We start from the raw sequence: 24009 nt of genomic DNA on the forward strand, positions 1-24009 counted from the left end.
CACATGGATTCATAACGCTTGATGGCCTAACTCATGTCGGGCGAGCACTCCGGGCAGACGTCACCGATCGAATCCAGCACATCGTGAACGGCGGCGACGGCCTCTTCAGAAGAGACGCCGGGCGGCGGGTCCTGATGGGCGGCGGCGAGGGCGCCTCGCGGGCATGCGGGTCGGCGCGGTCTTGCATCCAGCCGTGTTGCTCGCATTCGCGGATGGCGCCGGCCTCCTGGAGGACGGAGATTGCCTAGCCCCGCAGCGTCCGGATTGCAGGCCGCCGTTCCTTGAACATCAACATTGAGATCGCTCCTGCCGGACGAATCCCGATGGCCAGCCTAACGTTCGGGCAAATTGCCGGGCGCGCCGGTTGTCCACGTGTTCCGGCGCACTGTGCACAGGCCTTCTTTTGGTTGCCTCTCGATCTCCTCCAGCCTAGCCGCGTCGTTGGCCCGGCGAGTTCTTCTAAGTTCGGGAGACGAATTGGAGGGGCAAAGCGAACAGTTGGAAGATGAAGGGCGATGCTCTCGGAAAACGTTAGTTGTTTCCAATTCACAGGGCGGGTGTCAGATCTTTATTCCATACAGCCGCGCGTTTGCGTGGCGGTGGTGCGCTAAGCGCATCTGAAACTTTCTTTGCTCCGCGGGTCGTCATCATCGCGAATGTTGAGGTCGCTGTCAGGTCAGGACCACTCATCGCTCATCCTCCTGCCGTCCGAAGGATGTTTCCTCGATCAAGGCGCAGAGGGATCTGTAGAGGCAGTCTGGGTGGGTGATAGGCGGATTGCGGGGAGGCTGGCCGAGCGGATCGAGAGGTGGGTGGTTGGGTAGATCGGTGGATGGAGGGGGGCGAGAGGGTCATCAGATCGCTGCACCAATTTAGGTGCATCATGGCGCGGTGGTAGGGGCCAAATCAACACTGGTATACACGGTCTCCTCGGCCCGAACCCGGATCGTTCCCGTTCGTTATTGGATACGGGTCACTCTCACGGATGGGCCAGCCATGATCAGGTCAGCCAAAACTTCTCTGTTCGCACTGGTCGGGACAATAGCCGCGGGGCTTGCCTTGGCCGCCGGGGCGGGGCAACGGCAGGCAAACTCATCTAATAATGACCGGCTGCAGCAGAGTTTCCTCGCCGAGCACGAAGTCGGGCGGCACTTCCAGGTTACTCCGTCTGACCTGCCGCCGCCAAAGACCGGGCCGGTCGTCACCAATCGCCCATTGACCGTCCCCTTCAATGGTCAAAGCCTACAGGTGCCACCGGGGTTCACCGTGACGGCTTTCGCCGCAGGTCTCACCAATCCGCGGCGTTTGCTCGTGCTGCCCAACGGCGACGTCCTGGTTGCCGAGCAGAGCGCAGGCTATCTTACTCTGCTGCGCAGTGAAGGCGACGGACCCGCGAAATGGATCGATCGACATGTGGATGATCTCAACAAACCGTACGGCCTAGCTTGGCAGGACGGCAATGTTCTCGTCGCTGATCAAGACGGCATCTGGCGCGTACCGCACGTTCTCGGTGCACTCCGCGCCGGTCGATCGGTGCAGCAGCGCGCAGACGAAGTGCCGCCAGAAGCACGCAAGCCTGTACGCGGCGCGTACGGCGCCGAGCTGATTACCAAGAAGGGCGTGTTCGGCATCGCGCAGGGTCATCAGAACCGCCATCTCGCGATCGATCCAAAGACCGGTGCGTTTTTTGTGGGGGTAGGCTCTTCGGGAAATCTCGGGGTTGAGCCCGAGCCGAAAGCGACCATCCAGCGCTTCGACAAGGACGGAACCAATCAAACCACGTTCGCGTCAGGAACCCGCAATCCGACAGCACTCGCTTTCCATCCCGATACCGGCGACCTCTACGCTGTCGTGCAAGAGCGAGACGGTCTCGGCGATCGCCTCCCTCCCGATTATATGACCCACGTGCAGCAAGGCGGATTCTATGGCTGGCCCTACGCTTATATCGGCAAGCATCCGCAGCCGGGCTTCGCCAAACTCGCCCCCGATAAGGTGGACGCGACGATCACGCCCGACCTGCTGTTCGAACCTCACTCTTCGGTGCTCGATCTCGTCTTCTACACCGGCGATCAATTCCCGCCTGAATATAAGGGCAGCGCATTCGTCGCCCTCAAGGGTTCGTGGAATCGCTCGGAGCCGACCGGCTACAAAGTGGTGCGCGTGCCGTTCCGAAATGGTCAGCCCGAGGGTTACTACGAGAACTTCGCGACAGGATTCTGGGCGTCGGGCAAACAACGAGCTGAGGTCTGGGGCCGTCCCGCGGCGCTCGCTGTAGCGAAGGATGGCTCACTACTCGTGGCCGACGATACCGGCGGAACGATCTGGCGGATTTCCTACGCCGGCCGGGGCGAGACGACCGGATCGACCGGAAACAAAGGCGACTCGCGTTAGCTATACTGTGAATCGGCACGACATTTTGACCCGATCGGCGCCAAACCTCGACCCCAGTATTCGCGGTGCAAGTAGTCGCGACGGCTAGAGGATTTTGCTCCCGAGACCGGGTCACCGTTTGGAAGCAGAAGGGGTCAAACTTTGGAACCGATTCACATATATTTCGGACACAAGGAGGTGCGAGATGGCGATGACAGCCACCCAGGTCACTCTCGATACGCCGGCGGCGGAGTTTCGGCTTCCGGCGACCGACGGCAAGACTTACGCACTGGACGACCTTGCGGGCGAAAAGGGCACCGTCGTCGTCTTCATCTGCAACCATTGCCCCTATGTCAAAGCGGTGATCGACCGCATGGTTGCGGACGCCCGGGTGCTGATGTTGGAGGGCGTAGGCTTTGTGGCGATTTGTTCGAACGATGCGGCGAGCTATCCCGAAGATTCATTTGAGAATATGACGCATTTCGCGAAGGCTCATGGTTTCCCGTTTCCTTATCTGCACGACGAGACCCAGACAGTCGCGCGGGCGTATGGGGCGGTGTGTACGCCGGACTTCTTCGGTTACAGCGCCGACCGCAAGCTCAAGTACCGCGGCCGGCTCGACGAAGGCCGCACAACTCCGCCCCGCGCTGGGGCGCCCCGAGAGCTTGTCGAGGCCATGCGCGCGATTGCGAGCACCGGTGTGGCGCCGGCTGATCAAAAGCCGTCCATTGGCTGCTCGATCAAATGGAAGGATGCATAAAACCGAGCCCTTGTCATAGAGCCCTACCAGTTACGCGGTTCGAAGTGCAGGCGAAAGCATAGACATACAGTCCGAACGGGTTGCTCGCACCTCGCTCGCGCTCCTGGGATTTGAAGGCGGCAGTCGCAATGGCCGCAGGTTGAAGTCGTCACAGCCAGCACGCCCGACGTAATCTCTTTGGCCGTCATGGGCTCTGTCGCCGTCCTGAGCACGTCCCGGGAATGAAGGAATTTCCCACATGCCTGGTCGCCACTGGCCGCCTTCGAAGCCTCGCGCCGTTTGCTGATTAGGGCTATCCTTTCTCCGCCATGAAGCTTGGTCCGGTGGCGGCATCCCGGAGGCAAGAAATGAGCCGCACCGTTTGCGTTGGTGATCAAATGACGCACGGCGGCCAAAAGGGTTTCGGCATGACCAAGCACGGCCGATCCGGGCACGCGACCCGATCGCCGCGCTTCCGCTTCCTGCAGAAGCTCGAAGCGAAAAAGAATGATCGGAAGGACCGCTCTCGGATCAAGGACCCGAAACAGTCCGTCGAGGAGCTCTTCCATCCCCGGAGAGCAACATGAGACCTGACGAACTATCCGCGCTCGCGGCGTTCGATCTACTCGAAATGATGTTCAAGAGTGGTGTGATTGCGGGTAGACGGCCCCGTGATGCTGATTTGCGAGATCGATTGATGAGGTCTTTCGCGATGCCGTTTGCCGCCTCCAGGATTTTCTCAGTCAGGCCAAGGTAACGTTCAGCAGGAGTGGTTGGCGCCCACGGGGAGTGCCGAATTCCAAGAGGGGGAACGTGAATGCGCTGAGGCTCAGGAAGCCCGTGGACTTCACCGGCTGTTGGCAGCGGCACGTATCGCAGCAGGGTCGTAACCCCAATGAGGGCCAAGATTATGAAAATAACCTACACGGATTCAGACGATGGAATGGTGCTTATTGGGTTCACCGATGAGCGCGGAGAACACGAAATCGCCCTAAGCACAATAGAGACGGCCGACCTTATCGGCGCGTTGAGGACCTCGCTAGAGGAAGCGATTGGAAGTTCGGCCGCAAACAGCATGGGCCTTCCCGGCATCGAACGCGTGCAGATCGTTGAGACCGCGGAAGAAGTATTTTTCCGCGTCTATATGAATGATCGCATTTCCCACGATTATCCGGTTCCGAAAGGAACCGTTCTTGCGGATGAGCTTCGGATGATGGCTGACCGGATGGAGGCGCGCAATTTGGCAAAGGCCACACATCCGTCACCCGATATCCAAAAGGGCAAGCTGAATTAGCAGACAGGCTATATCTCCGGGGCTGGCGCCTCGAAGGTGGACTAGCATGACCATCCAGGCAGGCATCCCGTTCATGCTGCCCGCGCGCTGGGTGGAGCGAAATCAGTCGACTTTGGGACACACGACGTCGTCGGGCTTGCGAGAAGTGCCTGATTTTATTGAACTTATGTCGCTGGCGCGGCAATCCCCCTCTCACTCGCCAAAAAGTCCTTATTTTTCAGTGCTTCCCGAAGTCGGCTATTTGCCGGCCCATACTTCCGAAGGGACGGAAAACGAGCTCCTTGGTCGCGCCTTCAATCGGGAGCGGTGCGTTTACTCGCGATGTTCTGGCCTCAATAAGGCTCCCGACAAGCGGCAACATCGCGTGTTTGATCACTCGACAGTCTGCCAGACCCAGCCGCCATTTCTCCAAAATAAACGGTAGTCGCAGGATTCGTGGCGGCTTTTTTTGCAGCGGCCAAACTCACCAGGAGACGAGTAGACGATTAGGTTCAGGCGACCGTTTTTCGAAATGCTTATGAAGCGTTCTCGGTCATAGAGTTCTTCCAGGACCTTGCGATAGGCGCGGGGTCCGAATTGCTTATAAGCGACGAGGTAGCATCCGCGGTTCGAGCATCCGTGTCCTGGTGACGATCCACACACTTGCTGGGAATCGAAAAGGAAGTCCTGCGACCCGTCACCGTTTAAGTCGACTCTTGCGACGCCTGGCTCTCGTTCTGCCGAAACTTGAATTCCGTCCTCTTTACAAGAAATGGTGATCTCTCGGATTCTTGTGGCGAGTTCGATTGGAAGGTTTGGCGCGGCTGAGCCGGATGCCGGTGTGGCGGTCGTCTTTAGGCCATCTGCCAGCGACTGATTATCTTCAGGCCGGAAGAGGATATCGGCGAACCCCTCGATTTTCGGACCTGATATTTCCATGCCGGTTAATTCGGCATGGGCATTCGTCAACTCGATCTCTTTTTCGTTGATCTTGTTGAATTTGAAGGACCACCGGTCGCTCTCGCTAAGCTGTCTATTTTTGGTGTTGCAGCGGACGATGAACTCGGGAAATTTCTGCGCGTCTAAGACGCAATCGTAGCTGGTGTCCTTGAGATGGTTGATGATCGTGTAGAATTTGCCCTTTATTGCGAGGCCATTTTTGGTGTGGACCGAAACGTCCCAAAACTGTGCGTCATCGAAAAGCTTTTGGAAGGACCCGAAGCCATCAAGGGACATGTCTTCCGAAAAGAGGGACATGGCGGTGGCGTCAAGCGGCTTCCCATTGGATTCGACGCGAGTGAGAATTAGATCATTTGAGCTGTAATTCGTAGTGAAAGTGAACGACATCGGCCTGCCTTGGTAGTAGGCGGGGCAGTCGTAGCGAAGGCGCTGCGTGCGGTGGTCATCGTCTTCGATCGAAAGTCTGCACGTATCCGCCGGATAGTGGCTTTCGAAAATCTTCTTATCGGCTAAAGGTCGGACGCGACCTTCGTGGAAGATCTTGAGGTTGGTTTTTGTCTTCCATAGGTCACTGGCGACACCTCGGTTTGGTCGATCGTTGGCGAGTGCCACCGAAAGACCAAGTGAGCACGCGAAACTCAGGCCAGAAGCCAGAATCGTTCCAACGGTCTTAAGGAAGGATGTCATGGCAGCACCGTCACATAGTTCTGTCCCGATGCCATCGGCTGTACGGTGTAGTTGACGACGTACTCTTTCGTCAGGGGCAGGCCCCTCTTCGGGGCTTCTTCTTTTATTTTTGCAATGTCAGCCTCCGAGGTTCCTGTGAACCTCGCCATCTCCATGATGTCGCTCTGGACCAGCACCGAGCAGAGGCTCTACCACGCCCATTGCAGGAGCGCGCCATGCGATGTCACGATCTGACCGACCAAGAGTGGGCCTGCTGGGAGCCACTTCTGCCGATACACGTCAGGCCCACCGACAAAAGGATCCCCGGGCGATCGTCAGCGCCATGTTACAGCTGGCCAAGGCTGGCGCCTCGTCGACCCTTGGGGAAGGGCCGCTCGAGTGCGGGCCTGGTCGAATAATCGCAATGGCTGTCGTATATGTCGGCTCTTGGCACAACCGAACCAACCGGGCCGGTCTGATGATGTCCGTTGATTGGGGTAGACCGGAAGCGGTCGGCGGAGCGTCAAATCGGGGTTTTTGACCCAGTACGCAGTTCGGCCTTCACGCAGCCCTTGAGAGTTGCCCCAAGGCTACCAGCGCCGCAACCGTCCCGAGTGTCAGCGGGAAATAACTTTCGTGCTAGGTTTCCAATCACGCTGCGCGAACAGTGTGGCCCACCGACTCGAACAAACCCACGTCGAAACTCAGTGCGAGTATCTCATGACCAGTCAGGGCCGGCGCATTGCTGGTTGCCACTTGTTGCTGCGAGGTAACCGCTGGATGCCCATAAGCGTGAACAAAGCGCTTGGAGCCAAAGATCGTTGTTCACCGGGCGGTGCGGTGATTTCCGCATACCTGTCCGCAGTTGTTGAAGGCGACACAATTGTTGGCTGGACAAAAAACTCAGCGTTCTCGGTTCAAGAGGTGCTGCCCGATGGCACACTAGCACTGCTGGACCTAACTCCCGCGAAACTGGCGTTGCAAGCTGATAGCGCCGAGATGAAAGCGAGCAAGGCGGGAATAGTTGGGATCAGTTCGCTGATCGCGGGGCGTCGCATTCAGGAACAAGAATGCTGGAAACCTTCCGTCGACGTTGCGTGAAGCTGCATTCGAACGCGCTACGGTACAGATACTGGACAAAATTCAGGGTCATTCCGTTGTCGGCGTGCGTCTGTACGATTGCTGAAACGCGAAAATTCAGCTTTTGATCGCGTTAGGTAAGCCTCTCTCGGTTATCACTCCCGTGTTGGCACCCAGAGGAGAAAGTTCCTGCGTGGTTGCCGGTCAATATTGCCGACAGATTACCTCCAGATGGGACGTGGTGATATCGGGACGGGCAGAGCATGTCCGCTCTGCCCGGAGATTTCAGACATCAACTTGTTCCGCTATTGCCAAGGCGTCATCGACCTCAATGCCGAGATACCGGACCGTGCTTTCGATCTTAGTATGACCAGAGATTGCCAGTCCGCCGGTAGATCAGGGTAGCTTTTGTCCGTCGCAGTGAATGCGTGTGTTCATGCCGTTGATCCTGTAGGTGCTGGGCTTGTAGAAAGCCTCGCACATCCCGGCGGCAAGCCGAGCGGGCCGCGGATCGACGTGATCTCGGCTAGGCTGGCAGGAACGGCGTATCAAGGAGCTCCTGGATACCAATCTGGACGGGGGCCTGTCGCTCGAAGATCTCGCGCGGGAGTGTCGGCTCTCCACGCGCCATCTGACCCGTGCATTCAGACAAAGTACTGGAATGCCTCCGCACAAATGGCTCCTGATGCGACGTATCGAACGGGCCAAGCATTTGCTCGGTGATTTCGATCTACAAATCTCCGAGATCGCGACGTCATGTGGATTCAGCGATCAAAGCCACTTCACTCGCAGCTTCAGTCAGCTTGTGGGAACAAGTCCAGGAGCATGGCGAAGACACGAAGCAGGTGCGAATCGCCTCCAGTCGCCGTCGACACACAACGCGTAACGCCATTCGTTCGGCAACACTGCTCGCGCCCGGCGGGTTAGCCAGATCGAACGGCGCTCCGCCGTCAAGCCGCGACGCCGATCGCTCCTACTTCTTCCGCCACCGGGAGCCACATATCGACGGTTGTTCCGCAGCCTGGCTTGCTCTGAATAGAGAAGTGACCACCCGACTGCTTGACGATCGCCCGCACGATGGGCAAGCCGAGACCGGATCCGCGCCCGGGCACCTTCGTCGAAAAGAACGGTTCGATGGCTCGCCGCAGAGCGCCGCGCACAGGATGGAGGCAGCGACCGCGCAGTTTTGCCGACGCAGGTGGCAACGAGCAATCCAGCCATTGCCAGATTGAGGAAGACCGCAAAGAGAAGCTCTGCGGTGAGGACGTTCGTGAACAGCAGCAGGCCCGGATACGTCGCCACGAGGATGATCGGCACGAGTCCACCGGCGCTGCGCGTCGCCGCCTGGGCGGTTGCTGCAAGCGCCAGCATCAGGACGGCCCACGCCACCTGCTGCAGGCGCACCACCGCTCCGAGGTCGCCTCCGAACGCGAACGTCACGGCCAGGAACGCCGGGTAGCCCGGATCGCGCCCACCCGCCACGGTCGGCCTTCCAGCCTCCAGCGTGCGAAGCGCAGATTCCACGAAGGACGGCGTGTCGCCCCAGATGACTGGGACCGCCGGCCTGAACGACACGACGATCTCCACCAGCAGCGCGGCCCACGCCAGCACGGCCCATGGCCACGGGGACCCGACGCCGCCCCGGGAGGCGGCTCCGCCCGTTGTACGCGCTGGAGCTTCGCGGTCGGACCGCACGATCGCCATCCACACGGGATGAAGTTCGAATGCCGCCCAGCTTCATGCTAGACCAAAGCGATCTACAAGACCATCGGAGGGCACGGCGTGCTCCCGGCTCCCTCGCCTTGCGAGACATGATGGTCGACGCCTGTATGCTGCCCTCGACAAGGAAAAGGCGCCGGTGGCAGGCCGGCGCCCTCGAGGATGCCCCGGGGCCAGCAAGCACGAGTGAAGAAAAGGCCCCCGGTCGCGAGCTTCTGTCCTTTTGGTAGCGGCCCTACTTAGATCCCGTTCGCAGACCGAGGCGCGGGGCGGGCGCAGGGCGGCCGCACGGCTGCATTTAGCGCGCTCTTCACCGTCTCACCGAGGGTCAGGAAGTCGACCTTGCGTGGTGACGTCCGGCGCCATGCCAGCCCGATGCTGCGGCCAGGCTGCGGCTCGACAAAACGAAGGAGCTTCACTCGGTCGTCGCGCAACTCGACATCGACCGCGACTTCCGGAACCAGTGTGGCGCCATATCCGCTCGCCACCATTTGCATGACCGTTGCAAGACTGGTCGCACTGAGGCTCGAGGCCACGTTCCAGCGCCCCTTGACACAATAGTCGAGCGCATGATCCCGCAGACAGTGGCCTTCCTCCAGCAGAATGAGTTTGCGCTTCTTCACGTCGTTGGGCGTCACGCGCGCCGTTTCCGGGAGGGGGTCGTCGGCGGGCACCGCAAAGAGGAAGCGATCTCTCACGAGATTGACGACTTCAAACTCGGCCATCTTGAGCGGCAACGCCAACAACAACACTTCGAGAGTGCCACGCTCGAGATCGGCGAGCAGCACCTTGGTTTGTGCTTCTACCAAATCGAGACGCAGATCGGGATAGTCGCGTTCCAGTTGCGGGAGCAAACGCGGCAAGATGTACGGCGCCAGGGTGGGGATCAGGCCAAGGCGCAACGTTCCGCTCAATACTTTGGCTCTATGTTGAGCCAAGTCTGTCAGGTCGCGCACTGCACCGAGGATCGCTCTGGCACGTTCCGCGATATCGATGCCAAGTTCGGTGAACATTGGCGCGCCCGGACGCCGCTCGATCAATTCGACACCGAGAGTTCCTTCCAGTTCGTGGATCTGCATCGAAAGGGCGGGTTGACTGACAGAACATTCCTTCGCGGCTCGCCCGAAGTGTTCCTGACGAGCCAGTGCATCGAGATAATGTAGCTGCCGGATCGTAACCACGCCGATAAGATATTCTTAATGCTGCGCCAAAGCAACTTGATTGGCTTTTTAACGTCAGCATGAAAAAATGCTTTTGCGCGTCTTATCCCCTCGGAACGCATGGGCTGCTCCCATGCGAAAGTTATTGCTTGTCGATCGAGGCTCGATCCTGCGCAGGATCCTGTTACGCAGGGCAGGATCCTGTTACGCAGGGTAAACAACCCAACAAGCGGGAGAGGTTCGCGTTGAGGGGAAGCGGGAGCTTCCGAACAGAGAGAGAGACAAGGGGTCTATGTCAGCGCGCTGCAAGACGCCGCAAGCGCGAACTCTGCCAACGACGGGCGCTATGCGGACAAACAAAAGGAGAGGCGCACATTCATCACCGGACTTGGATGCTCGAGACTTCCACGAAGTCATACCGATTGAATGGGTGAACATCCATGGTAGCCAAGCAGGTCAAATTTTCCGTCAAGGCGCGTGAAAAGATGCTGCACGGAGTCGACATCCTCGCCAACGCGGTGACGGTTACGCTCGGGCCCAAGGGCCGCAACGTCGTGCTCGACAGGTCGTTCGGCGCACCCCGCATGACCAAGGACGGCGTCACCGTCGCCAAGGAGATCGAGCTCGAGAACAAGTTCGAGAACATGGGGGCGCAGCTGGTGCGCGAGGTCGCAAAGAGGACTTCCTATGTCGCCGGTGACGGCACCACCACTGCGATCGTGCTGGCGGCTTCCCTCGTTCGCGAAGGTGTCAAGGCAGTTGCCGCCGGCATAAATCCGATGGATCTGAAGCGCGGTATCGATCTCGCCGTCGATGCGGTCGTCGAGCACCTCAAGTCCAATTCCAGGAAAATCACCTCGAACGAGGAGATCGCCCAGGTCGGCACCATCTCCGCCAACGGCGACGCCGAAATCGGCAAGTTCCTCGCCGATGCCATGAAGAAGGTCGGCAATGAGGGCGTCATCACGGTTGAAGAAGCCAAGTCGCTTGAGACCGAACTCGAAGTCGTCGAAGGCATGCAGTTCGACCGCGGCTACATCTCGCCCTACTTCGTCACCAACGCCGACAAGATGCACGTTGAGATGGACGACGCCTACATCCTGATCAACGAGAAGAAGCTCTCCTCGCTGAACGAGCTGCTGCCGCTGCTCGAAGCCGTGGTGCAGACCGGCAAGCCGCTCGTCATCATCGCGGAAGACGTCGAAGGCGAAGCGCTCGCCACCCTGGTCGTCAACCGTCTGCGCGGTGGTCTGAAGGTCGCCGCCGTCAAGGCTCCGGGCTTCGGCGATCGCCGCAAGGCCATGCTGCAGGACATCGCCGTTCTGACCGGTGGTCAGGCGATCTCGGAAGATCTCGGCATCAAGCTCGAGAACGTCTCGCTCGCCATGCTCGGTCGCGCCAAGAAGGTGATGATCGACAAGGAGAACACCACCATCGTCAACGGCGCCGGCAAGAAGGCCGACATCGAGGCCCGCGTTACCCAGATCAAGGCGCAGATCGAGGAAACCACCTCGGACTACGACCGTGAGAAGCTGCAGGAGCGTCTGGCCAAGCTCGCGGGCGGCGTCGCGGTGATCCGCGTCGGCGGCGCGACCGAAGTCGAGGTGAAGGAGCGCAAGGATCGCGTGGATGACGCGATGCATGCGACCCGTGCGGCGGTTGAAGAAGGCATCGTGCCGGGCGGCGGCGTCGCCCTGCTCCGCGCCTCCGAGCAGCTCAAGCGCATCAAGACCCAGAACGACGACCAGAAGACCGGCGTCGAGATCGTGCGCAAGGCGCTCTCCGCGCCGGCCCGCCAGATTGCCATCAACGCAGGCGAAGACGGCTCCATCATCGTTGGCAAGATCCTCGAGAAGGAGCAGTATGCCTACGGCTTCGACGCACAGTCGGGCGAGTACGTCAACATGGTGTCGAAGGGCATCGTCGACCCGGCCAAGGTCGTGCGCACCGCGCTGCAGGATGCTTCCTCGGTCGCCGGCCTCCTGATCACTACCGAGGCCATTGTCGCCGAGCTGCCGACGCCACCGCCTCCACCTTTGCCGGGGCATGACCATGACCACCATCACTGCGAGATGGAGTTCTGAGCCGATCGACGCTAACACGATGGAGGAAGATTTCGCGTTGGAGAAAACCAGGCCACTCGGTTTTACGCGCCGAACCGTCTTGACCGCCGCGGTTGCGGGGAGCGCCGGACTTGCGAGCGCCACCCTCGCCGCACCGCTGCCCCCGAGCGATGATGCGACGGAACTTGTCAAACAATTGACCGGAAAAACCCCGATCGCGTCGGAGCGCCTTCATTTGGTGATGCCGCGGGTCTTTCCGAATGGCTACACCGTGCCCCTCACGCTCGCGATCGACAGTCCCATGACCGAATCCGATCACGTCAACCATGTCTCTGTGCTGGCGCCGCGAAACCCGCTCGTCGAGGTTGTCACGTTTCATTTTGTCGCACAACGCAGCGAACCTCGCATATCGATGCGCATTCGCCTCGCCCAACCGCAATATGTCCTGGCGGTCGCGGAGATGAACGACGGTGCGCTACTGATGACCGAGACCTGGGTCGAGGTCGCCACCAACGGATGCAAGTGACATCCCGTGAGGAGGTGGAGAATGTTCACTCCGGCACCCCGTGTGCAAGTGCCAAGCGCCGCTGCGAAGGGTGAGGTATTTCCGGTCAAGACCCTGATCAGCCATCAGATGGAGACCGGCTTGCGCCGTGATGACCAAGGCAACGTCATCCCGCGCAAGATCATCAACAAGTTTACCTGCCGCTACAATGACGTGGTGGTGTTCAGCGTCGATCTCCACGAGGCCGTTGCGGCGAATCCTTTTATAGAATTCTACCTGCGCGCGACCGAGAGCGGCCGACTAGCGTTCGTCTGGGAAGAGGATGGCGGCGGCACCTACGCATTGGAGCACCACCTCACTGTCGCTTAACGATGTCGTATTGATGTCGCCATGCCGCTTCGCGCCACGAGCAAAGGAATCGCCGATCGCAAATACCATGGAGCCAGCCTCAGCATGCGCCAAATTATCGCCGTTTCGATTGCTGCAGGTTCGTTGATTATTCTCGCGGATAGCAGCCAGGCAGCGGACCGCGATGGCGGAGCTCAGCTCGCCGCGATGTGCGCGTCCTGCCATCGTCCGGATGGCGGCGACCGGGGTATTCCGACGATCCTCGGCATGGATCCGGAGATGCTCACCCGCGCGATGCTTGCGTACAGATCGCGTGAGCGCCCGAGCCACATCATGCGCGCCGTCGCCCTGTCGCTCAGTGATGAAGAAATCGCGACCGTGGCGCGCTATCTTGCTGCGCTGAACAAGTAGAGTCAGGCCATGAAGCCCCGGACGCGTCGAGAGTTCGGCTGCTTGACGGGAGCAATGGCCCTCGCGGCCTTCGGCCCTCGATTGGCAGCAAGCGAGGCCAAGGCGAGGGTTGTCGTCGTCGGTGGCGGCATCGGCGGTGCCACGGTCGCCAAGTACTTGGCCGCCACCGCGCCAACGATTAAGGTGACGCTGGTTGAGCCAAAGCCGCATTATACGACGTGCTTTTTCAGCAACCTTTATCTCGTCGGGCTACGCTCGTTCGAGTCGCTTTCGCATGGCTACGAGACACTCGCGCAACGATACGGCATCAATGTCATTCATGACTCCGTAGCAGCGATTGATCCGGTAGCGAAAACCGTCGGGCTCAAGAGTGGCCGAAAACTGCCTTACGACCGCGTCGCCGTTGCCCCTGGCATCGCTTTCAAATACGACGCCCTCGCGGGGTATGACGAGGCGGCAACGCAGGTCATCCCGCACGCCTGGAACGCGGGCCCCCAGACGAAGCTGCTGCGCCAGCAACTCGAAAGCATGGAGGACGGCGGCGTCTTTGTGCTCGTCGCGCCCCCCAACCCGTTTCGCTGCCCGCCTGCCCCCTACGAACGCGCCTCTCTGGTTGCTTGTTATTTCAAACAGTACAAACCGCACTCGAGGATCCTGATACTCGATGCGAAAGATAGCTTCAACTCGCAGGATCTATTTCTGGATGCCTGGGAACGCCACTATCGGGGCATGATCGAATGGCTACCCGCCCAGTTCACTGGCGGGATAAAGGCAATCGATGTGAGGGAGCGATCGATCAAGACTGCGACTGAGACGTTCAAGGCCGCGGTCGCCAACGTCATACCCCCGCAAATGGCCGGCCAGTTCGCGCAGCAGATCGGCCTGGCGGATCAATCTGGCTGGTGCCCAATCGATCCCGTGACGTTCGAGTCGAAGCTGCAGCCCGGAATCCATGTGGTGGGCGATGCGACCAGCGCCGGCGATATGCCGAAGTCGGCCTTTGTTGCCAATAGCCAAGCCAAGGCCTGTGCCTTTGCCATCGCCGGGGCACTTACCGGGTCCGAGCGCCTTCCGCCTCACTTGTTCAACATGTGCTACACTTTTCTCGCCCCCGACGATGCAGTGAGCAACGCCATCAGCTTCGAGCCCGCCGCCGGGACGATCAAGATCGACCATAGCTTCGTCAGCCAGGTGCAGGAAAGCGCCGAGACCCGCCGCCGGGCCGCGCACGAGGCGGAAGGCTGGTACGATACTTTTACGCATGACACGTTCGGCTAGAGGGTGGTCAACCCGTTTGGATGACTTGGTCAGCAGTGACCGGAACGGCGGCGCTGCGAGGTGCAGGAGCGCTCTCCGCCTCGGCCGCTGATTGTTGCTCGGAAATCGGCGATGGGTCGGGCAGCCGCTCCAGTCGCAGCGAATTCAGCACCACGACGATGCTTGATCCGGCCATCACTGCCGCCGCCAGCACCGGCGAGAGTACTCCGGCCATCGCCAGACCCACGGCGATGAGATTATAGCCGAACGCCCACGCCAGGTTGGTGAGAATGATCGCGCGAACGGCGCGGGCGACGTCGATCACCCACGGCAGCGTCCGCAGCCCCCCGAGGGGGAGCACGACCGATGCGGTCTCGCGGGCGAGGTCGGTTGCCGAACCGACGGCGATCCCGACATCGGCTCCGGCCAGCGCCGGCGCGTCATTGAGGCCGTCGCCGACCATCGCGACCATGCCATGGTCATGCCGTCGCCGGTCCAGCGCCGCGCGTTTGGCCCCGGGCGCGAGGCCCGCCTCGATATCGCCGCTCTCGATCCCGACCGCAGCGGCAATCCGCTGCGCGGCTGCCGGAAGGTCGCCGGTCAATAGCGTCACGTGCACCCCGCGGTGGCGTAACGCCTCGACGGTCGCGCGGGCCTCTGGCAGCGGCGTATCGTCAAGCGACAGCACGGCATGCACCCGCTCGCCCCAGCCGACATAGATCACCGAATGGCCGCTCGCTTCGCGCGATCGCCCGCGCTCGGCCAGATCTGGCACCAGCGACCAGCCCAACTCGTGCATCAAGGCGGCGCTGCCGGCCGCTACCGTCTGACCGTCTGAGCTGCCACGGATGCCGCGGCCCGCCACGACCCGAACGTCGCGAATGGCGACGGGCTCGAGTCCGCGCGCAGCGGCCGCTGCAGTGACGGCGCGTGCCAAGCCGTGTTCGGAGTGGCGTTCCAGCCCGGCGGCGCGCGCGAGCACCTCGTCGGCACTGGTGCCGTCGCTGTCAATGGCGACAACGCGCGCCTGACCCGAGGTGAGCGTGCCGGTCTTGTCGAAGGCGATCAGTCGCATGCGCGCGAGCGCCTCGAGCGTGGCGGGGTCGCGCACGAGGCAGCCGTGCCGGGCCAGCCGTCCGATACCAAGCGAGGTGGCCATCGGTGCCGCCAGCCCCACCGCGCAGGGACAGGCCACCACCAGCACCGTAAGGCCGATCAACAGCGCGCGGTCGAACGGCAGGTGCTGCGCCCAGTACACCGACGTTCCGACGCCCAGCACGAGGATGATCGGCACGAAGACGCCGACAATGGTGTCGGCAAGGCGCTGGTTCGGGCTGCGTCGGCTCAATGCGTCCCGCACCGATCGACAGATCAGCGCCCACCGGGTCGCGCTTGCCACGCCGCTGCTTTGGATCAGGAGCGGGCCGTCGAGATTGATGCTGCCGGCGATCACATCCGAGCCGACGCCCTTGGCGATCTGCCGGCTTTCGCCGGTGACCACGGCCTCGTCGGTGTGCGATTCGCCCTCTTTGATCTCGCCGTCGACGGGAATGCGCTCTCCCGGCCGAACCCGCACCAACATACCGGGGCCAACCTCGCGCACCGGCCGGCGGCACTCTCCGTCGCCGTTGACCACGGTGGCCCACTCGCTTTCCGCCGCCAACAGCGGTTGCAGGTCACGCGCCGCCCGCGCGCGCGCGACGGCGTCGAGATAATAGCCCACGGTGAACAGCATCAGTACCATGCTCGCGGTGTCGAAATAGACATTGGGGCTGTGCTCGATGACGGCGAAGGCAGAATAGAGATAGGCGGCGCCGACGCCGATGACGATCAGCGCCGAAGAGGTCAGGCGCCCTTCCTTGCCGTTGAGCCACGTCTCGCGCAGAAGCGGTCCGCCGAGAATGATCACCGCGGGTGTGGCGAATAGCCAGAGCAGGAGATGAATCCAGGGAAGCATCTCGGCATCTGCGCCGCCGAAGGCGTCGGTATACAGGAGCAGGCTGAACAGCATGATATTCATGGAGAGAAAACCGCCAACACCGAGCCGGATCAACAGCCAAGCGGCCTCCCACTCCTCGTTTTTGCCGTTCTTGACCTGGTAGGCGATACAGCAGCCGTAGCAGCAGAATGCACAAGCCTCGCCGTTCACCGTGCGTCGCATCGCCCGCCGCCCGACCGGCAACAGGCAATGGCTGCACAGGGCGTGGTCCTGTCCCGTCATGCCGGATATCCTCCCGGCCAACCATGGGCGATGTGCGCGGCGAAGGGCAGAATGCCGCGGCCGACGGTGGCGAGACCGAGCAGCAGGATGCAGCTGCCGGCCAGCCACACCCCACGCTGCCGCCACGCCGGCGCCAGCATGCGACCGACGCCGCCCATCAGCAGCATCGCGGGGAAGGTCCCAAGCCCAAAAGCGGCCATGGTAAGAAAGCCGGGCAGCGCTCCGGCCGTGCTCGCCGCCTGGGCAGCAAAGGCATAGACCAGCGGACAAGGGAGGAAACCGTTGAACACGCCAAACGCGAGCGGGGCGGCATGTCCCGGCACCGTCAACAGGTTGCGCAGGGATGCCGCGAGCGTACTGGCACCGGAGTCAGCGGTGACGCGATGCAGACGTGGCAGCAGGCCAAAGAACTGCAGTGCCATGGCGATCATCAACAGTCCGGCGAGGATCGCGAGAATCCGCTGACTGGTGTCAAGCGGACCGGTCAGCAGCGGGACTGTCGTTCCCTGCGGCGTGCATATGACCTGACCGAGGGCGCCCGCGAGTCCGCCGAGAAAGCAGTACGTTGTCAATCGACCCGTGTTGTACAGCAGATGGCGCAGAACGGTTGTGCCGCCTCCCTGCGGATCGTGGCCCAGCGCGCAGGCGAAGCCGCCGCACATACCGATGCAGTGAAAGCTGCCTGCGAACCCTGCGACGAAGATCACCAGATAGGCGGCCATTGGCAGATTGCCTTGCCCAACCAACGCTTATGCTGCGACGGCACCGCTTCGCACCGCTACCCCCGCGCGAGGTAGGCGACCCAAACGAAGAAGGCGATGGTGACTATAGCGAAACCGACAAACGCGATGATCTGGATCGCACTCGCATCGGCGAGAGAAAAAACCGGATTCTCTATCATGCGCCCTCCTGGTCAGCCGAAATAGACACGGACCACGTTCATGGCCAACTCGGTGAACAGGAACAGCAGATTCAAGGCCACGAGGGCGAGAATGATCCTGGCTACCAGCACCTTCTGCTCCTTCTGAACCAGCAATTCCTGCTCCTTTGGTTCGAACCGGTATTAGTCAGTCACCGGCTTGCGCGTGGGCTGCGATCGCTAGACCCGTCCCGGTCCCAGCCCACCCCAATAGACGACGAGATAATACAGCGCCCAGATGAACAGGACGATGTAGACAACCAGCAGCCACACAGGGATGTAGCCGTGGATTGATTGAATGGTGCCGCCGGCATACTCCTCCATTTCAGGATGCGGGTTCTCACGCACCTCCGCTTCGGGGCGTGACGGGTTATCTGGGCCGCTGTTCCGAATTTCTGTCATCGCCCACCTCTCTCTGATAGAATCGCATCGCCGCGTCGTCGCCTCCCGTCAACGCGCCGGAGAGCACCGCCCAGATGAAGATGCAGAGCGCACCGAGGCTCATCATCAAGGCGGCAATATAGGGTCCGACGATTTCGAAGTAGATGACCATCGCTCATTCCTCCTTCGCGGCCCGTTGCTTGGCCACGCCGTTCCCGCTGGGACCAGCGAGGGCGTGAGCGCCGCCGCGGCTCGCTGCGGCGCGTCCGCTTGGAACGTAGGCTTTGTCCGGCGTGCCGGCCTCGAGCTTGGGATCGTTGAGCGCCGTACGATCGCTGGGGGCGATCGGCAGCGGTTCGCCCGTCAGCGGATCCTTGTAGGCGGACAGCGCCAGCACATAGTAGGAGAGCGCCCAGCGGTCCTCCGCCGACAACGAGTCCCGGTAGGACGGCATCGGCGTGCCGCTCAAGCCGGTCGTCATGGTGCGGAAGATGTCCTCGACCGCCGGACCTGATTTGAACTGTCCGGCAGTGAGGTCCGCGGGCTTAGCCGGGAAGCCAAGGTCGTCCTTCAGCCCGGGAGCCTTCTCGCCATCACCCTTCCCCGTCTGGCCGTGGCACTCCCAGCACTTCGCATTCCGCCACACATCCCTGGCGTGAGTGAGCATCTGCTCAGACGGAGCGGGCGGCCGCCCGATGTACAAGGGCGGGCCAGGCGGTTCCTCCGTGAAGAAGGCATAGGGCTTTGCCGGATCGGCGCGGTCGACCGCCAGCTCGTACTTGATGTACTGAATGACGGCGAGGCGGTCGATTATATGCAGTTCGTGCCAGGCCGGCATCGCGGTGCCCCGCACGCCGCGTGTAATGGTGCGCAGAAGGTCGCCGTCAGTCGGTAACGGCTCCTTGGTCAGCCTGAACTTGAAAACCGCCGCCGCGAAGCTCCGCGGACGCTGCCTGTACAAAAAGGTTGCAGCCTGTCCATTACCGTCGCCGTTCACCCCGTGGCAGCCGAGGCATCGCCGCTGATAGACCTCCTTGCCGTAGGCGATCCATTCGCTTGATCGTGGCAGCGTCGCATCCATGACTTCGAGCTTCTGCGGCTCAAACAGGTCCCGCCACTTGCCACGATTCATGCCGAGTTTTTGGAGATAAGCGATGAGACCCTGCAGGGCTTCCGTCTCGGCGGCGATGTTGACGGTGTCGCCGGTATATTCCTTGTTCGGGATCACAATGATCGGAGCCTTGCCGCGCGCCTCCATCGGCACAAACAGGAGCCCGTCGGCGTTCGGCGTGAGCCTGATCTGTTCCTTGCTCGCGAAGTCGAACAGCTTCTCGGTAACGGGCGTTTTTCCCAGGCTGCGACTGCCGGCTGCGTCATCGACGATCTTGACGGGCTCTGCGGGCGTGTCGAACAGGCCCCGAAAAGGCGCCATGATCGAATCCGGCGAGAGCATCCGGGGATTCCAGAAATGCGCGAGATGCCATTCGTCGCTGTATTTGAGCCCGACCCGCGTCAGATCCGGCCCGATGCGCCGGGTGCCCCACAGGTGCGGCACATCGTAGGCATATTCACCGGCCTCGGAGACCGGGCCCCAACGGCGTGTCTCGCCGGTCACCGGACGCACGTATTGCGAATGGCAGTACCAGCACCCCTCGCGCAGATAGACTTGCCGACCGAGCTTCTGCTGCGGCGTGTAATCGGTGGCATCTGTCAACAGCCATTTGAGCTGGCCGAAGTCGGTCCGGACCACGGCGGTCACGTTGGTGGTCCGCGCTGATGGCTCGATAAAAGGTAGGATGCCTTGGGTGACGACAGCGAGGAAGAAGAAGAAGATGCCGGCCACCAGGGCGACGAAGCGCGCGCTCATTCCGCAGCTCCCCCAGCTGGAACCGGAGCCACGCCGGGCAACGGAACTGGTCTCGTCTCCGCGCTCGGCCTCGTGAGTGCCGTCATCATGAGGTTGAAGACCAGCAAGGACATCCCGATGTCCATGGTGATGCCGCTGAGGGTACGTACCAGCCAATAGGCCTTCATCCGGGTCATGGTGTCGACCCACTCGGTGCCATTCATCCATTCGAACCCTTGCTGCAGACCGCCTGCGGTCAGCACCAGACCCATGGTGGAAATACCGACGGTGATCAGCCAGAACGACCAGTTGCCGAGCGTCCATGACCAAAGCTCGCGGTTGAACGCGCGCGGCCACACGTAAACCAGACCGCCCATCGCCCAGACCACGAACGTGCCGAAAACCGTGAGGTGCGAGTGTGAGATGACAAAGTCGGTGAAATGGGTGGGCTGCTGGATCGAGCGCAGCGCCTCTGTCGAGCCCTGGAAGCAACCCGCCAGGTACATCAGCGAGCCCATGATCAGGAACTTCGCGGGAAGATTCTTCCCGAATCCATCCCAACGCCCCTTCACGGTGCCGAAGAAGTTCACCAGCACGGTCCACACGGGAATGATCAGCAACATCGAGGTCACGATCGCGAGCGTCTCGGCCCAGTCGGCGATCGGGCTGTACAAATAATGGTGGATGCCAACGAAGGGATAGAAGAGCGCGAGCGACCAGAAGCCGACCAGCGACAGCTGGTGTGCGTAAAGCGGATTGCGCACACTGACCGGCAGGAAATAGTAGATGAGCACGTAACCTGCGGGCGTGATCCACAGTCCGACAATGTAGTGGATGTAGAGGCCGTGGAACGCGGCGCTGTTAATGCCTGAGATTGTGTAGGGGAGGATGAAGCTGCCCAACACGAGATTCATCGTCGTCCACACGAAGGCCCCGATCAGATACCACAGCGCGACATAGAGCGGCGACTCGAGGCGTTGCCCGATGGTGAGGAGGAATTGTGCCGTCGTCGCCGCGATGACGATGAAGATGGGAATTTCGACGAAGAGCGGGAGTTCGCCCGCCTCCAGGCCGTGATTCTGGGCGAAAGGCAGCGAGATAAGCCCCGCCGCCAAGCTGATGTTATATAGCCAGGCCAGCGGTACGCCCCATTGTGGCCATGGCACTCGCACCCCGCAGAGGCGCGGGACCAGATAATGGCATTCGCCGATGAAGAGGGTGGAAAAGGCGCCGAAGATGACGCCATTGACATGGACCGGCCGCAGCCGGCCAAAGGTCAGCCCTAGATTATTGGTCCCAAGGTAATCCGGATAATTGAAGAGACCCGAAATCGCCACGCCGACCGATGGCGTGACGAGAAGCCAGAACATGCCCCAATAGAGCCAAGTTCGGACCACGCGCCAATCGACCAGATCATCCAGGTTGATGCCGCTGAACCCGCCGCGCAGTCTCTCTACAGGAAACACCTCCGCCATGGAGCATTCCCCCTTGCTTGTCTGTTAATGCGTTCTCTCCTGTTCTCGGATAGACGCAGCTTCGACAGCAATGACCCGCGCCCGAAGCCTCCGCTTCGCAGGATCGAAATCAGAACTTGCCCGGGTTCAACACCGAGCCGCTCTGCGACCAATAGATGTACGCTTCCAGGGCCTTCATCGCGTCCGAGTCATCGGCGATCTTTTCTCCCTGGTTGGGCTTCTCGATGCACCAATTGATCATGTCGCGCAGCGTCGCGAACTTGGCCATCTGCGCTTGGTACTTCGGGAACGTGGCGGGGTGGGTGTCGGCCGTCATGGGATGGCACATAGCGCAGGCCATTCCCGTCTTGGACAACACGACACCCATCGCCTCCTCGGTTGCGGCATCACCGTGGAACAGCAGGTCGCCCTTGCGGACCTGCTCCATGAACACTTGCTGGTAGGAGTTCAGCAGCTGCGGCGTCACCGGATCCTTGTGCGCACCCGCAGGGCCGACCAGGACGGCAAGCGCTACCGCCGGGGCAGCGCGGAACAGAATGAAACGGCATGTTATCGACGCGGTCATGCCCATCCCTCCTAATATGGCCACATACTGTCAGCGACCCGGGGCCGCAAAACCTCGGGAATGCTCTTCGCATAGTCATCTGGAGACTGCGCAAGCACCTGCTTGCGCCACATCACGTATTCGACGTCGACTTTGTCCTGGGCGCTGACGTCGATCTTCTCCCAACCGACCCCGTCAAAGTGATCTCCGGGGTCGACCCGGATCATCGGCTTCGTCAGCTTCGGCACCCCCTCCGGCGCGTATGGCCAAGGCCATGAGGTCGCCAGCATGCCGATCGAGCGCATGGTGCCGATTTCGTTGTAGAGCACCTGATGCACATGACCGTGGATGTTGGTGACCTTGGTGTAGGGTTTGAGCACCTCGTTCACCTCGCGCCAGTCACGCACCCAGAAGTTCCACGGCGGATAGTACTCGTAGAGCGGATTGTGGCTGAAGATGACGACCGGCCGGTTGCGATCCCAGTTGGCGAGGGTCGCTGCCAGCCAGTCGAGCTGGTCGCGGCCGACACCCGCCCACGGACCGGCGACGGTGCCGTCAAGCGTGGCCATGTGACCCATGCGCTCCTCGGGGCTCATCTTCTTCGCCGTCCAATAGTCCGGGCCGCGACTGACGGTGTCGAGTCCGACAAAGCGAACGCCCTTGTGATCGAAGGTCCAGTTGGGCTGACCGAACAGCTCGCCCCATTTCTTGCCCATGTCGAGGTACCAATCGTGCTCGCCCGGAATGAAGACCTTGCGGATGTTAATTTCTTTCAGGATCTCTACACCGAGCTCGAGTTCCTCGACCTTGCCAAGCTGGGCCAAGTCGCCGCCGAAGATCAGGAAGTCGGCCGGCGGACTCATGGCCTGGACCTCCTTGGCGGCACGCACCACTTTGTCGACGAAGCGGGTATTGAGCGACTTCGGATAAAGATGGGTGTCGGAAATCCAGGCAAACTTGAAGGGCGCCTCGGCGGCATAAGCGACGTCGAGGGTGTTGAGCAGCGGCCACCAGGCGAAGGTTTCAGCCACGGTCGCCGCCCCGACCAGACATGATTTGTGAACGAAGGTGCGCCGGGTAATCCGCAGCGAAGGGTCAGGACGCACTCCGACCTGTTGGAGTACCGTAGCCATCTCACGTCGAACTTTGTCGAGTTCAGACATGGGGGGTTCCTCCTTGGGATGTGTCGTCGTTAGTCGTTACAAGGCATTCGCTCAGGCGAACGGCTGTTTGCCACCTCGCCGGATTCTTGTTTCTTCTTTCTTCGGCTCGGTTGTCGCCGGTCGAGCCGCAGAAGCCCGTTACCGCGCGCCGGAGCCGCCTTGAGCCGAAGAGGCGCCCTTCTTCAGTTCGATATTCAGATCGCTCGACTTCCCCGCCGCAACGGGCACCGTCTGCTCGTTCGGGCCGGTGAGGGGTTGGTACGCCACCAGCTTGTAGGTTCCGGCCGGAACGTCGGAGATGGTGAATTTGCCGTCGGCGCCGGTGACGGCATAGTAGGGATTGTCGACGACATAGACCCACCCTTCCATCCAGCCATGTGCGTCACAATCGATCCGCACCTCGCCCGGCCGCGGCAACTCGACGGGAATTCTCTGACCCTGATTGGGGAGAGCGAGGTTGAACACGGTGCGCTTACCGTAATAGCCGTGCGTGTTGTGGAGCATCGGATCGCTATTGACGACGTCCAGGCCGCCCACGCGTATCACCTGAATGTTGGGTTCGAATTTGCATTTGTTGTTGTTGATTTCCGGCTTCTTGGCTTCCGTCGGCCAGGCTTTTCCCTTCGCGATATCGGTCAGATACACGACGGCATTCTGCACGCTCTTGTCCGGCCCGACCTGAATGAGCGTCTCCTCGTAAGGACCGCCGCACACCTCGATGTCCTTGGTCGGAATGACCTTGCGGGTGCCGGGGGTTCCGTTGAAGACGACCTTGCCGGTGATCGATCCGCCGCCCGTGACCGTGCCAGCGTCGTACGCGTACGCCGGCGTCGTCATCGCCGCAATGACCATCACCGACAGCCCGATGGGCGATTTTTTGATGGCTAAGCTGGTCATGATGGCGCTCTC

Annotated in this window: 26 protein-coding genes and 2 pseudogenes; 11 read left to right on the forward strand and 17 right to left on the reverse strand. The window is 61.1% G+C overall.

Going from position 1 to position 24009, the window contains the following annotated elements; genetic code table 11:
- Positions 1 to 26: 26 nt before the first annotated feature.
- Positions 27 to 241 (reverse strand): annotated as a pseudogene (locus tag IVB18_RS13595) (hypothetical protein).
- Positions 242 to 996: 755 nt separating this feature from the next.
- Here IVB18_RS13595 and IVB18_RS13600 point away from each other — a divergent pair.
- The 4 genes from IVB18_RS13600 to IVB18_RS13615 all read left to right on the forward strand — a co-directional run bounded on the left by IVB18_RS13600 (position 997) and on the right by IVB18_RS13615 (position 4827).
- Entirely contained in the window at positions 997 to 2391 is a 1395-nt protein-coding gene (locus IVB18_RS13600; protein WP_247989600.1) for a PQQ-dependent sugar dehydrogenase, read from the forward strand.
- A gap of 184 nt (positions 2392 to 2575) precedes the next feature.
- Positions 2576 to 3130, forward strand: a complete 555-nt coding sequence (locus IVB18_RS13605) for a thioredoxin family protein (protein WP_247989601.1) — start codon at positions 2576 to 2578, stop codon at positions 3128 to 3130.
- A gap of 889 nt (positions 3131 to 4019) precedes the next feature.
- Positions 4020 to 4403 carry a hypothetical protein gene (locus IVB18_RS13610; RefSeq protein ID WP_247989602.1) on the forward strand — a complete coding sequence of 128 codons (384 nt, stop codon included), beginning with the start codon at positions 4020 to 4022 and terminating at the stop codon, positions 4401 to 4403.
- A gap of 46 nt (positions 4404 to 4449) precedes the next feature.
- Complete coding sequence (locus IVB18_RS13615) at positions 4450 to 4827, forward strand: hypothetical protein (protein WP_247989603.1); 378 nt, start codon at positions 4450 to 4452, stop codon at positions 4825 to 4827.
- Here the strand turns inward: IVB18_RS13615 and IVB18_RS13620 are convergent.
- Together IVB18_RS13620 and IVB18_RS13625 are read right to left on the reverse strand one after the other, a co-directional pair.
- The gene (locus tag IVB18_RS13620) at positions 4776 to 6029 is read right to left on the reverse strand and encodes a hypothetical protein (protein ID WP_247989604.1); all 1254 of its coding nucleotides are present in this window, start codon (positions 6027 to 6029) and stop codon (positions 4776 to 4778) included. The genes IVB18_RS13615 and IVB18_RS13620 overlap by 52 nt on opposite strands.
- The gene (locus IVB18_RS13625; protein WP_247989605.1) at positions 6026 to 6205 is read right to left on the reverse strand and encodes a hypothetical protein; all 180 of its coding nucleotides are present in this window, start codon (positions 6203 to 6205) and stop codon (positions 6026 to 6028) included. The genes IVB18_RS13620 and IVB18_RS13625 overlap by 4 nt, the downstream gene beginning before the upstream one ends.
- Positions 6206 to 6728: 523 nt before the next feature.
- On the opposite strand from IVB18_RS13625, the gene IVB18_RS13630 reads away from it, so the two are divergent.
- Positions 6729 to 7109: a hypothetical protein gene (locus tag IVB18_RS13630; protein ID WP_247989606.1), complete on the forward strand. Its 381-nt coding sequence runs from the start codon at positions 6729 to 6731 to the stop codon at positions 7107 to 7109.
- A gap of 264 nt (positions 7110 to 7373) precedes the next feature.
- Here the strand turns inward: IVB18_RS13630 and IVB18_RS13635 are convergent.
- Positions 7374 to 7518, reverse strand: a pseudogene (locus IVB18_RS13635) (integrase); the annotation flags it as partial.
- A 141-nt stretch (positions 7519 to 7659) separates the two neighbouring features.
- Between IVB18_RS13635 and IVB18_RS13640 the strand changes: the two are divergent.
- Complete coding sequence (locus IVB18_RS13640; RefSeq protein ID WP_256477104.1) at positions 7660 to 7974, forward strand: helix-turn-helix transcriptional regulator; 315 nt, start codon at positions 7660 to 7662, stop codon at positions 7972 to 7974.
- 64 nt (positions 7975 to 8038) lie between these two features.
- On the opposite strand, the gene IVB18_RS51920 is transcribed toward IVB18_RS13640, so the two are convergent.
- Positions 8039 to 8413 carry an ATP-binding protein gene (locus IVB18_RS51920; RefSeq protein ID WP_346732664.1) on the reverse strand — a complete coding sequence of 125 codons (375 nt, stop codon included), beginning with the start codon at positions 8411 to 8413 and terminating at the stop codon, positions 8039 to 8041.
- A 633-nt stretch (positions 8414 to 9046) separates the two neighbouring features.
- Positions 9047 to 9988 (reverse strand): LysR substrate-binding domain-containing protein, encoded by a 942-nt coding sequence (locus IVB18_RS13650; RefSeq protein ID WP_247989607.1) that lies wholly within the window; start codon positions 9986 to 9988, stop codon positions 9047 to 9049.
- Positions 9989 to 10407: 419 nt separating this feature from the next.
- Here IVB18_RS13650 and groL point away from each other — a divergent pair, with 419 nt between their 5' ends.
- Genes groL through IVB18_RS13675 form a run of 5 tightly spaced genes read left to right on the forward strand, consistent with a single transcriptional unit; the run spans position 10408 to position 14572 of the window.
- On the forward strand, positions 10408 to 12051 hold the full coding sequence (groL, locus tag IVB18_RS13655; RefSeq protein ID WP_247989608.1) for a chaperonin GroEL: 1644 nt from the start codon (positions 10408 to 10410) through the stop codon (positions 12049 to 12051).
- Complete coding sequence (locus IVB18_RS13660; RefSeq protein WP_247989609.1) at positions 12020 to 12556, forward strand: thiosulfate oxidation carrier protein SoxY; 537 nt, start codon at positions 12020 to 12022, stop codon at positions 12554 to 12556. The genes groL and IVB18_RS13660 overlap by 32 nt, the downstream gene beginning before the upstream one ends.
- A gap of 21 nt (positions 12557 to 12577) precedes the next feature.
- Positions 12578 to 12904, forward strand: coding sequence for a thiosulfate oxidation carrier complex protein SoxZ (soxZ, locus tag IVB18_RS13665; protein WP_247989610.1), 327 nt, complete (start codon positions 12578 to 12580; stop codon positions 12902 to 12904).
- A 21-nt stretch (positions 12905 to 12925) separates the two neighbouring features.
- On the forward strand, positions 12926 to 13294 hold the full coding sequence (locus IVB18_RS13670) for a c-type cytochrome (RefSeq protein ID WP_247989611.1): 369 nt from the start codon (positions 12926 to 12928) through the stop codon (positions 13292 to 13294).
- A 54-nt stretch (positions 13295 to 13348) separates the two neighbouring features.
- Positions 13349 to 14572 (forward strand): NAD(P)/FAD-dependent oxidoreductase, encoded by a 1224-nt coding sequence (locus tag IVB18_RS13675; RefSeq protein ID WP_247989612.1) that lies wholly within the window; start codon positions 13349 to 13351, stop codon positions 14570 to 14572.
- Between the two features lie 7 nt (positions 14573 to 14579).
- Here the strand turns inward: IVB18_RS13675 and IVB18_RS13680 are convergent, their stop codons facing one another.
- From IVB18_RS13680 to IVB18_RS13720, 11 genes are all read right to left on the reverse strand, one after another.
- On the reverse strand, positions 14580 to 16772 hold the full coding sequence (locus IVB18_RS13680) for a heavy metal translocating P-type ATPase (protein ID WP_247989613.1): 2193 nt from the start codon (positions 16770 to 16772) through the stop codon (positions 14580 to 14582).
- Entirely contained in the window at positions 16769 to 17494 is a 726-nt protein-coding gene (locus tag IVB18_RS13685; RefSeq protein ID WP_247989614.1) for a sulfite exporter TauE/SafE family protein, read from the reverse strand. The genes IVB18_RS13680 and IVB18_RS13685 overlap by 4 nt, the downstream gene beginning before the upstream one ends.
- 56 nt (positions 17495 to 17550) lie before the next feature.
- A complete protein-coding gene (locus IVB18_RS51595; RefSeq protein ID WP_256476726.1) occupies positions 17551 to 17673 on the reverse strand; it encodes a hypothetical protein in 123 nt (40 codons plus the stop codon).
- A 12-nt stretch (positions 17674 to 17685) separates the two neighbouring features.
- Positions 17686 to 17808, reverse strand: coding sequence for a hypothetical protein (locus IVB18_RS51600; protein WP_256476727.1), 123 nt, complete (start codon positions 17806 to 17808; stop codon positions 17686 to 17688).
- Between the two features lie 63 nt (positions 17809 to 17871).
- Positions 17872 to 18093 carry a hypothetical protein gene (locus tag IVB18_RS13690; RefSeq protein WP_247989615.1) on the reverse strand — a complete coding sequence of 74 codons (222 nt, stop codon included), beginning with the start codon at positions 18091 to 18093 and terminating at the stop codon, positions 17872 to 17874.
- The gene (locus IVB18_RS13695; protein ID WP_247989616.1) at positions 18062 to 18244 is read right to left on the reverse strand and encodes a hypothetical protein; all 183 of its coding nucleotides are present in this window, start codon (positions 18242 to 18244) and stop codon (positions 18062 to 18064) included. The genes IVB18_RS13690 and IVB18_RS13695 overlap by 32 nt, the downstream gene beginning before the upstream one ends.
- Before the next feature lie 3 nt (positions 18245 to 18247).
- Entirely contained in the window at positions 18248 to 19939 is a 1692-nt protein-coding gene (locus IVB18_RS13700; protein ID WP_247989617.1) for a cbb3-type cytochrome c oxidase subunit II, read from the reverse strand.
- A complete protein-coding gene (locus IVB18_RS13705; protein ID WP_247989618.1) occupies positions 19936 to 21393 on the reverse strand; it encodes a cbb3-type cytochrome c oxidase subunit I in 1458 nt (485 codons plus the stop codon). Before IVB18_RS13705 ends, IVB18_RS13700 begins: the two co-directional genes overlap by 4 nt.
- A 109-nt stretch (positions 21394 to 21502) precedes the next feature.
- A complete protein-coding gene (locus tag IVB18_RS13710; RefSeq protein WP_247989619.1) occupies positions 21503 to 21964 on the reverse strand; it encodes a hypothetical protein in 462 nt (153 codons plus the stop codon).
- 5 nt (positions 21965 to 21969) lie between these two features.
- Complete coding sequence (locus tag IVB18_RS13715; RefSeq protein ID WP_247989620.1) at positions 21970 to 23100, reverse strand: metallophosphoesterase; 1131 nt, start codon at positions 23098 to 23100, stop codon at positions 21970 to 21972.
- Between the two features lie 138 nt (positions 23101 to 23238).
- Entirely contained in the window at positions 23239 to 23997 is a 759-nt protein-coding gene (locus IVB18_RS13720) for a carboxypeptidase regulatory-like domain-containing protein (protein ID WP_247989621.1), read from the reverse strand.
- Positions 23998 to 24009 lie beyond the last annotated feature (12 nt).

The organism is Bradyrhizobium sp. 186, from assembly GCF_023101685.1.
Classification (GTDB): Bacteria; Pseudomonadota; Alphaproteobacteria; order Rhizobiales; family Xanthobacteraceae; genus Bradyrhizobium.

What these genes read in the sequence shown, in the direction of transcription:
- IVB18_RS13600 (WP_247989600.1), top strand. Translation starts at nt 997, where the DNA reads ATGATCAGGTCAGCCAAAACTTCTCTGTTCGCACTGGTCGGGACAATA.
- IVB18_RS13605 (WP_247989601.1), top strand. Translation starts at nt 2,576, where the DNA reads ATGGCGATGACAGCCACCCAGGTCACTCTCGATACGCCGGCGGCGGAG.
- IVB18_RS13610 (WP_247989602.1), top strand. Translation starts at nt 4,020, where the DNA reads ATGAAAATAACCTACACGGATTCAGACGATGGAATGGTGCTTATTGGG.
- IVB18_RS13615 (WP_247989603.1), top strand. Translation starts at nt 4,450, where the DNA reads ATGACCATCCAGGCAGGCATCCCGTTCATGCTGCCCGCGCGCTGGGTG.
- IVB18_RS13620 (WP_247989604.1), bottom strand. Translation starts at nt 6,029, where the DNA reads ATGACATCCTTCCTTAAGACCGTTGGAACGATTCTGGCTTCTGGCCTG.
- IVB18_RS13630 (WP_247989606.1), top strand. Translation starts at nt 6,729, where the DNA reads ATGACCAGTCAGGGCCGGCGCATTGCTGGTTGCCACTTGTTGCTGCGA.
- groL (WP_247989608.1), top strand. Translation starts at nt 10,408, where the DNA reads ATGGTAGCCAAGCAGGTCAAATTTTCCGTCAAGGCGCGTGAAAAGATG.
- IVB18_RS13660 (WP_247989609.1), top strand. Translation starts at nt 12,020, where the DNA reads ATGACCACCATCACTGCGAGATGGAGTTCTGAGCCGATCGACGCTAAC.
- soxZ (WP_247989610.1), top strand. Translation starts at nt 12,578, where the DNA reads ATGTTCACTCCGGCACCCCGTGTGCAAGTGCCAAGCGCCGCTGCGAAG.
- IVB18_RS13670 (WP_247989611.1), top strand. Translation starts at nt 12,926, where the DNA reads ATGCCGCTTCGCGCCACGAGCAAAGGAATCGCCGATCGCAAATACCAT.
- IVB18_RS13675 (WP_247989612.1), top strand. Translation starts at nt 13,349, where the DNA reads ATGGCCCTCGCGGCCTTCGGCCCTCGATTGGCAGCAAGCGAGGCCAAG.
- IVB18_RS13680 (WP_247989613.1), bottom strand. Translation starts at nt 16,772, where the DNA reads ATGACGGGACAGGACCACGCCCTGTGCAGCCATTGCCTGTTGCCGGTC.
- IVB18_RS13685 (WP_247989614.1), bottom strand. Translation starts at nt 17,494, where the DNA reads ATGGCCGCCTATCTGGTGATCTTCGTCGCAGGGTTCGCAGGCAGCTTT.
- IVB18_RS51595 (WP_256476726.1), bottom strand. Translation starts at nt 17,673, where the DNA reads ATGATAGAGAATCCGGTTTTTTCTCTCGCCGATGCGAGTGCGATCCAG.
- IVB18_RS13690 (WP_247989615.1), bottom strand. Translation starts at nt 18,093, where the DNA reads ATGACAGAAATTCGGAACAGCGGCCCAGATAACCCGTCACGCCCCGAA.
- IVB18_RS13695 (WP_247989616.1), bottom strand. Translation starts at nt 18,244, where the DNA reads ATGGTCATCTACTTCGAAATCGTCGGACCCTATATTGCCGCCTTGATG.
- IVB18_RS13700 (WP_247989617.1), bottom strand. Translation starts at nt 19,939, where the DNA reads ATGAGCGCGCGCTTCGTCGCCCTGGTGGCCGGCATCTTCTTCTTCTTC.
- IVB18_RS13705 (WP_247989618.1), bottom strand. Translation starts at nt 21,393, where the DNA reads ATGGCGGAGGTGTTTCCTGTAGAGAGACTGCGCGGCGGGTTCAGCGGC.
- IVB18_RS13710 (WP_247989619.1), bottom strand. Translation starts at nt 21,964, where the DNA reads ATGGGCATGACCGCGTCGATAACATGCCGTTTCATTCTGTTCCGCGCT.
- IVB18_RS13715 (WP_247989620.1), bottom strand. Translation starts at nt 23,100, where the DNA reads ATGTCTGAACTCGACAAAGTTCGACGTGAGATGGCTACGGTACTCCAA.
- IVB18_RS13720 (WP_247989621.1), bottom strand. Translation starts at nt 23,997, where the DNA reads ATGACCAGCTTAGCCATCAAAAAATCGCCCATCGGGCTGTCGGTGATG.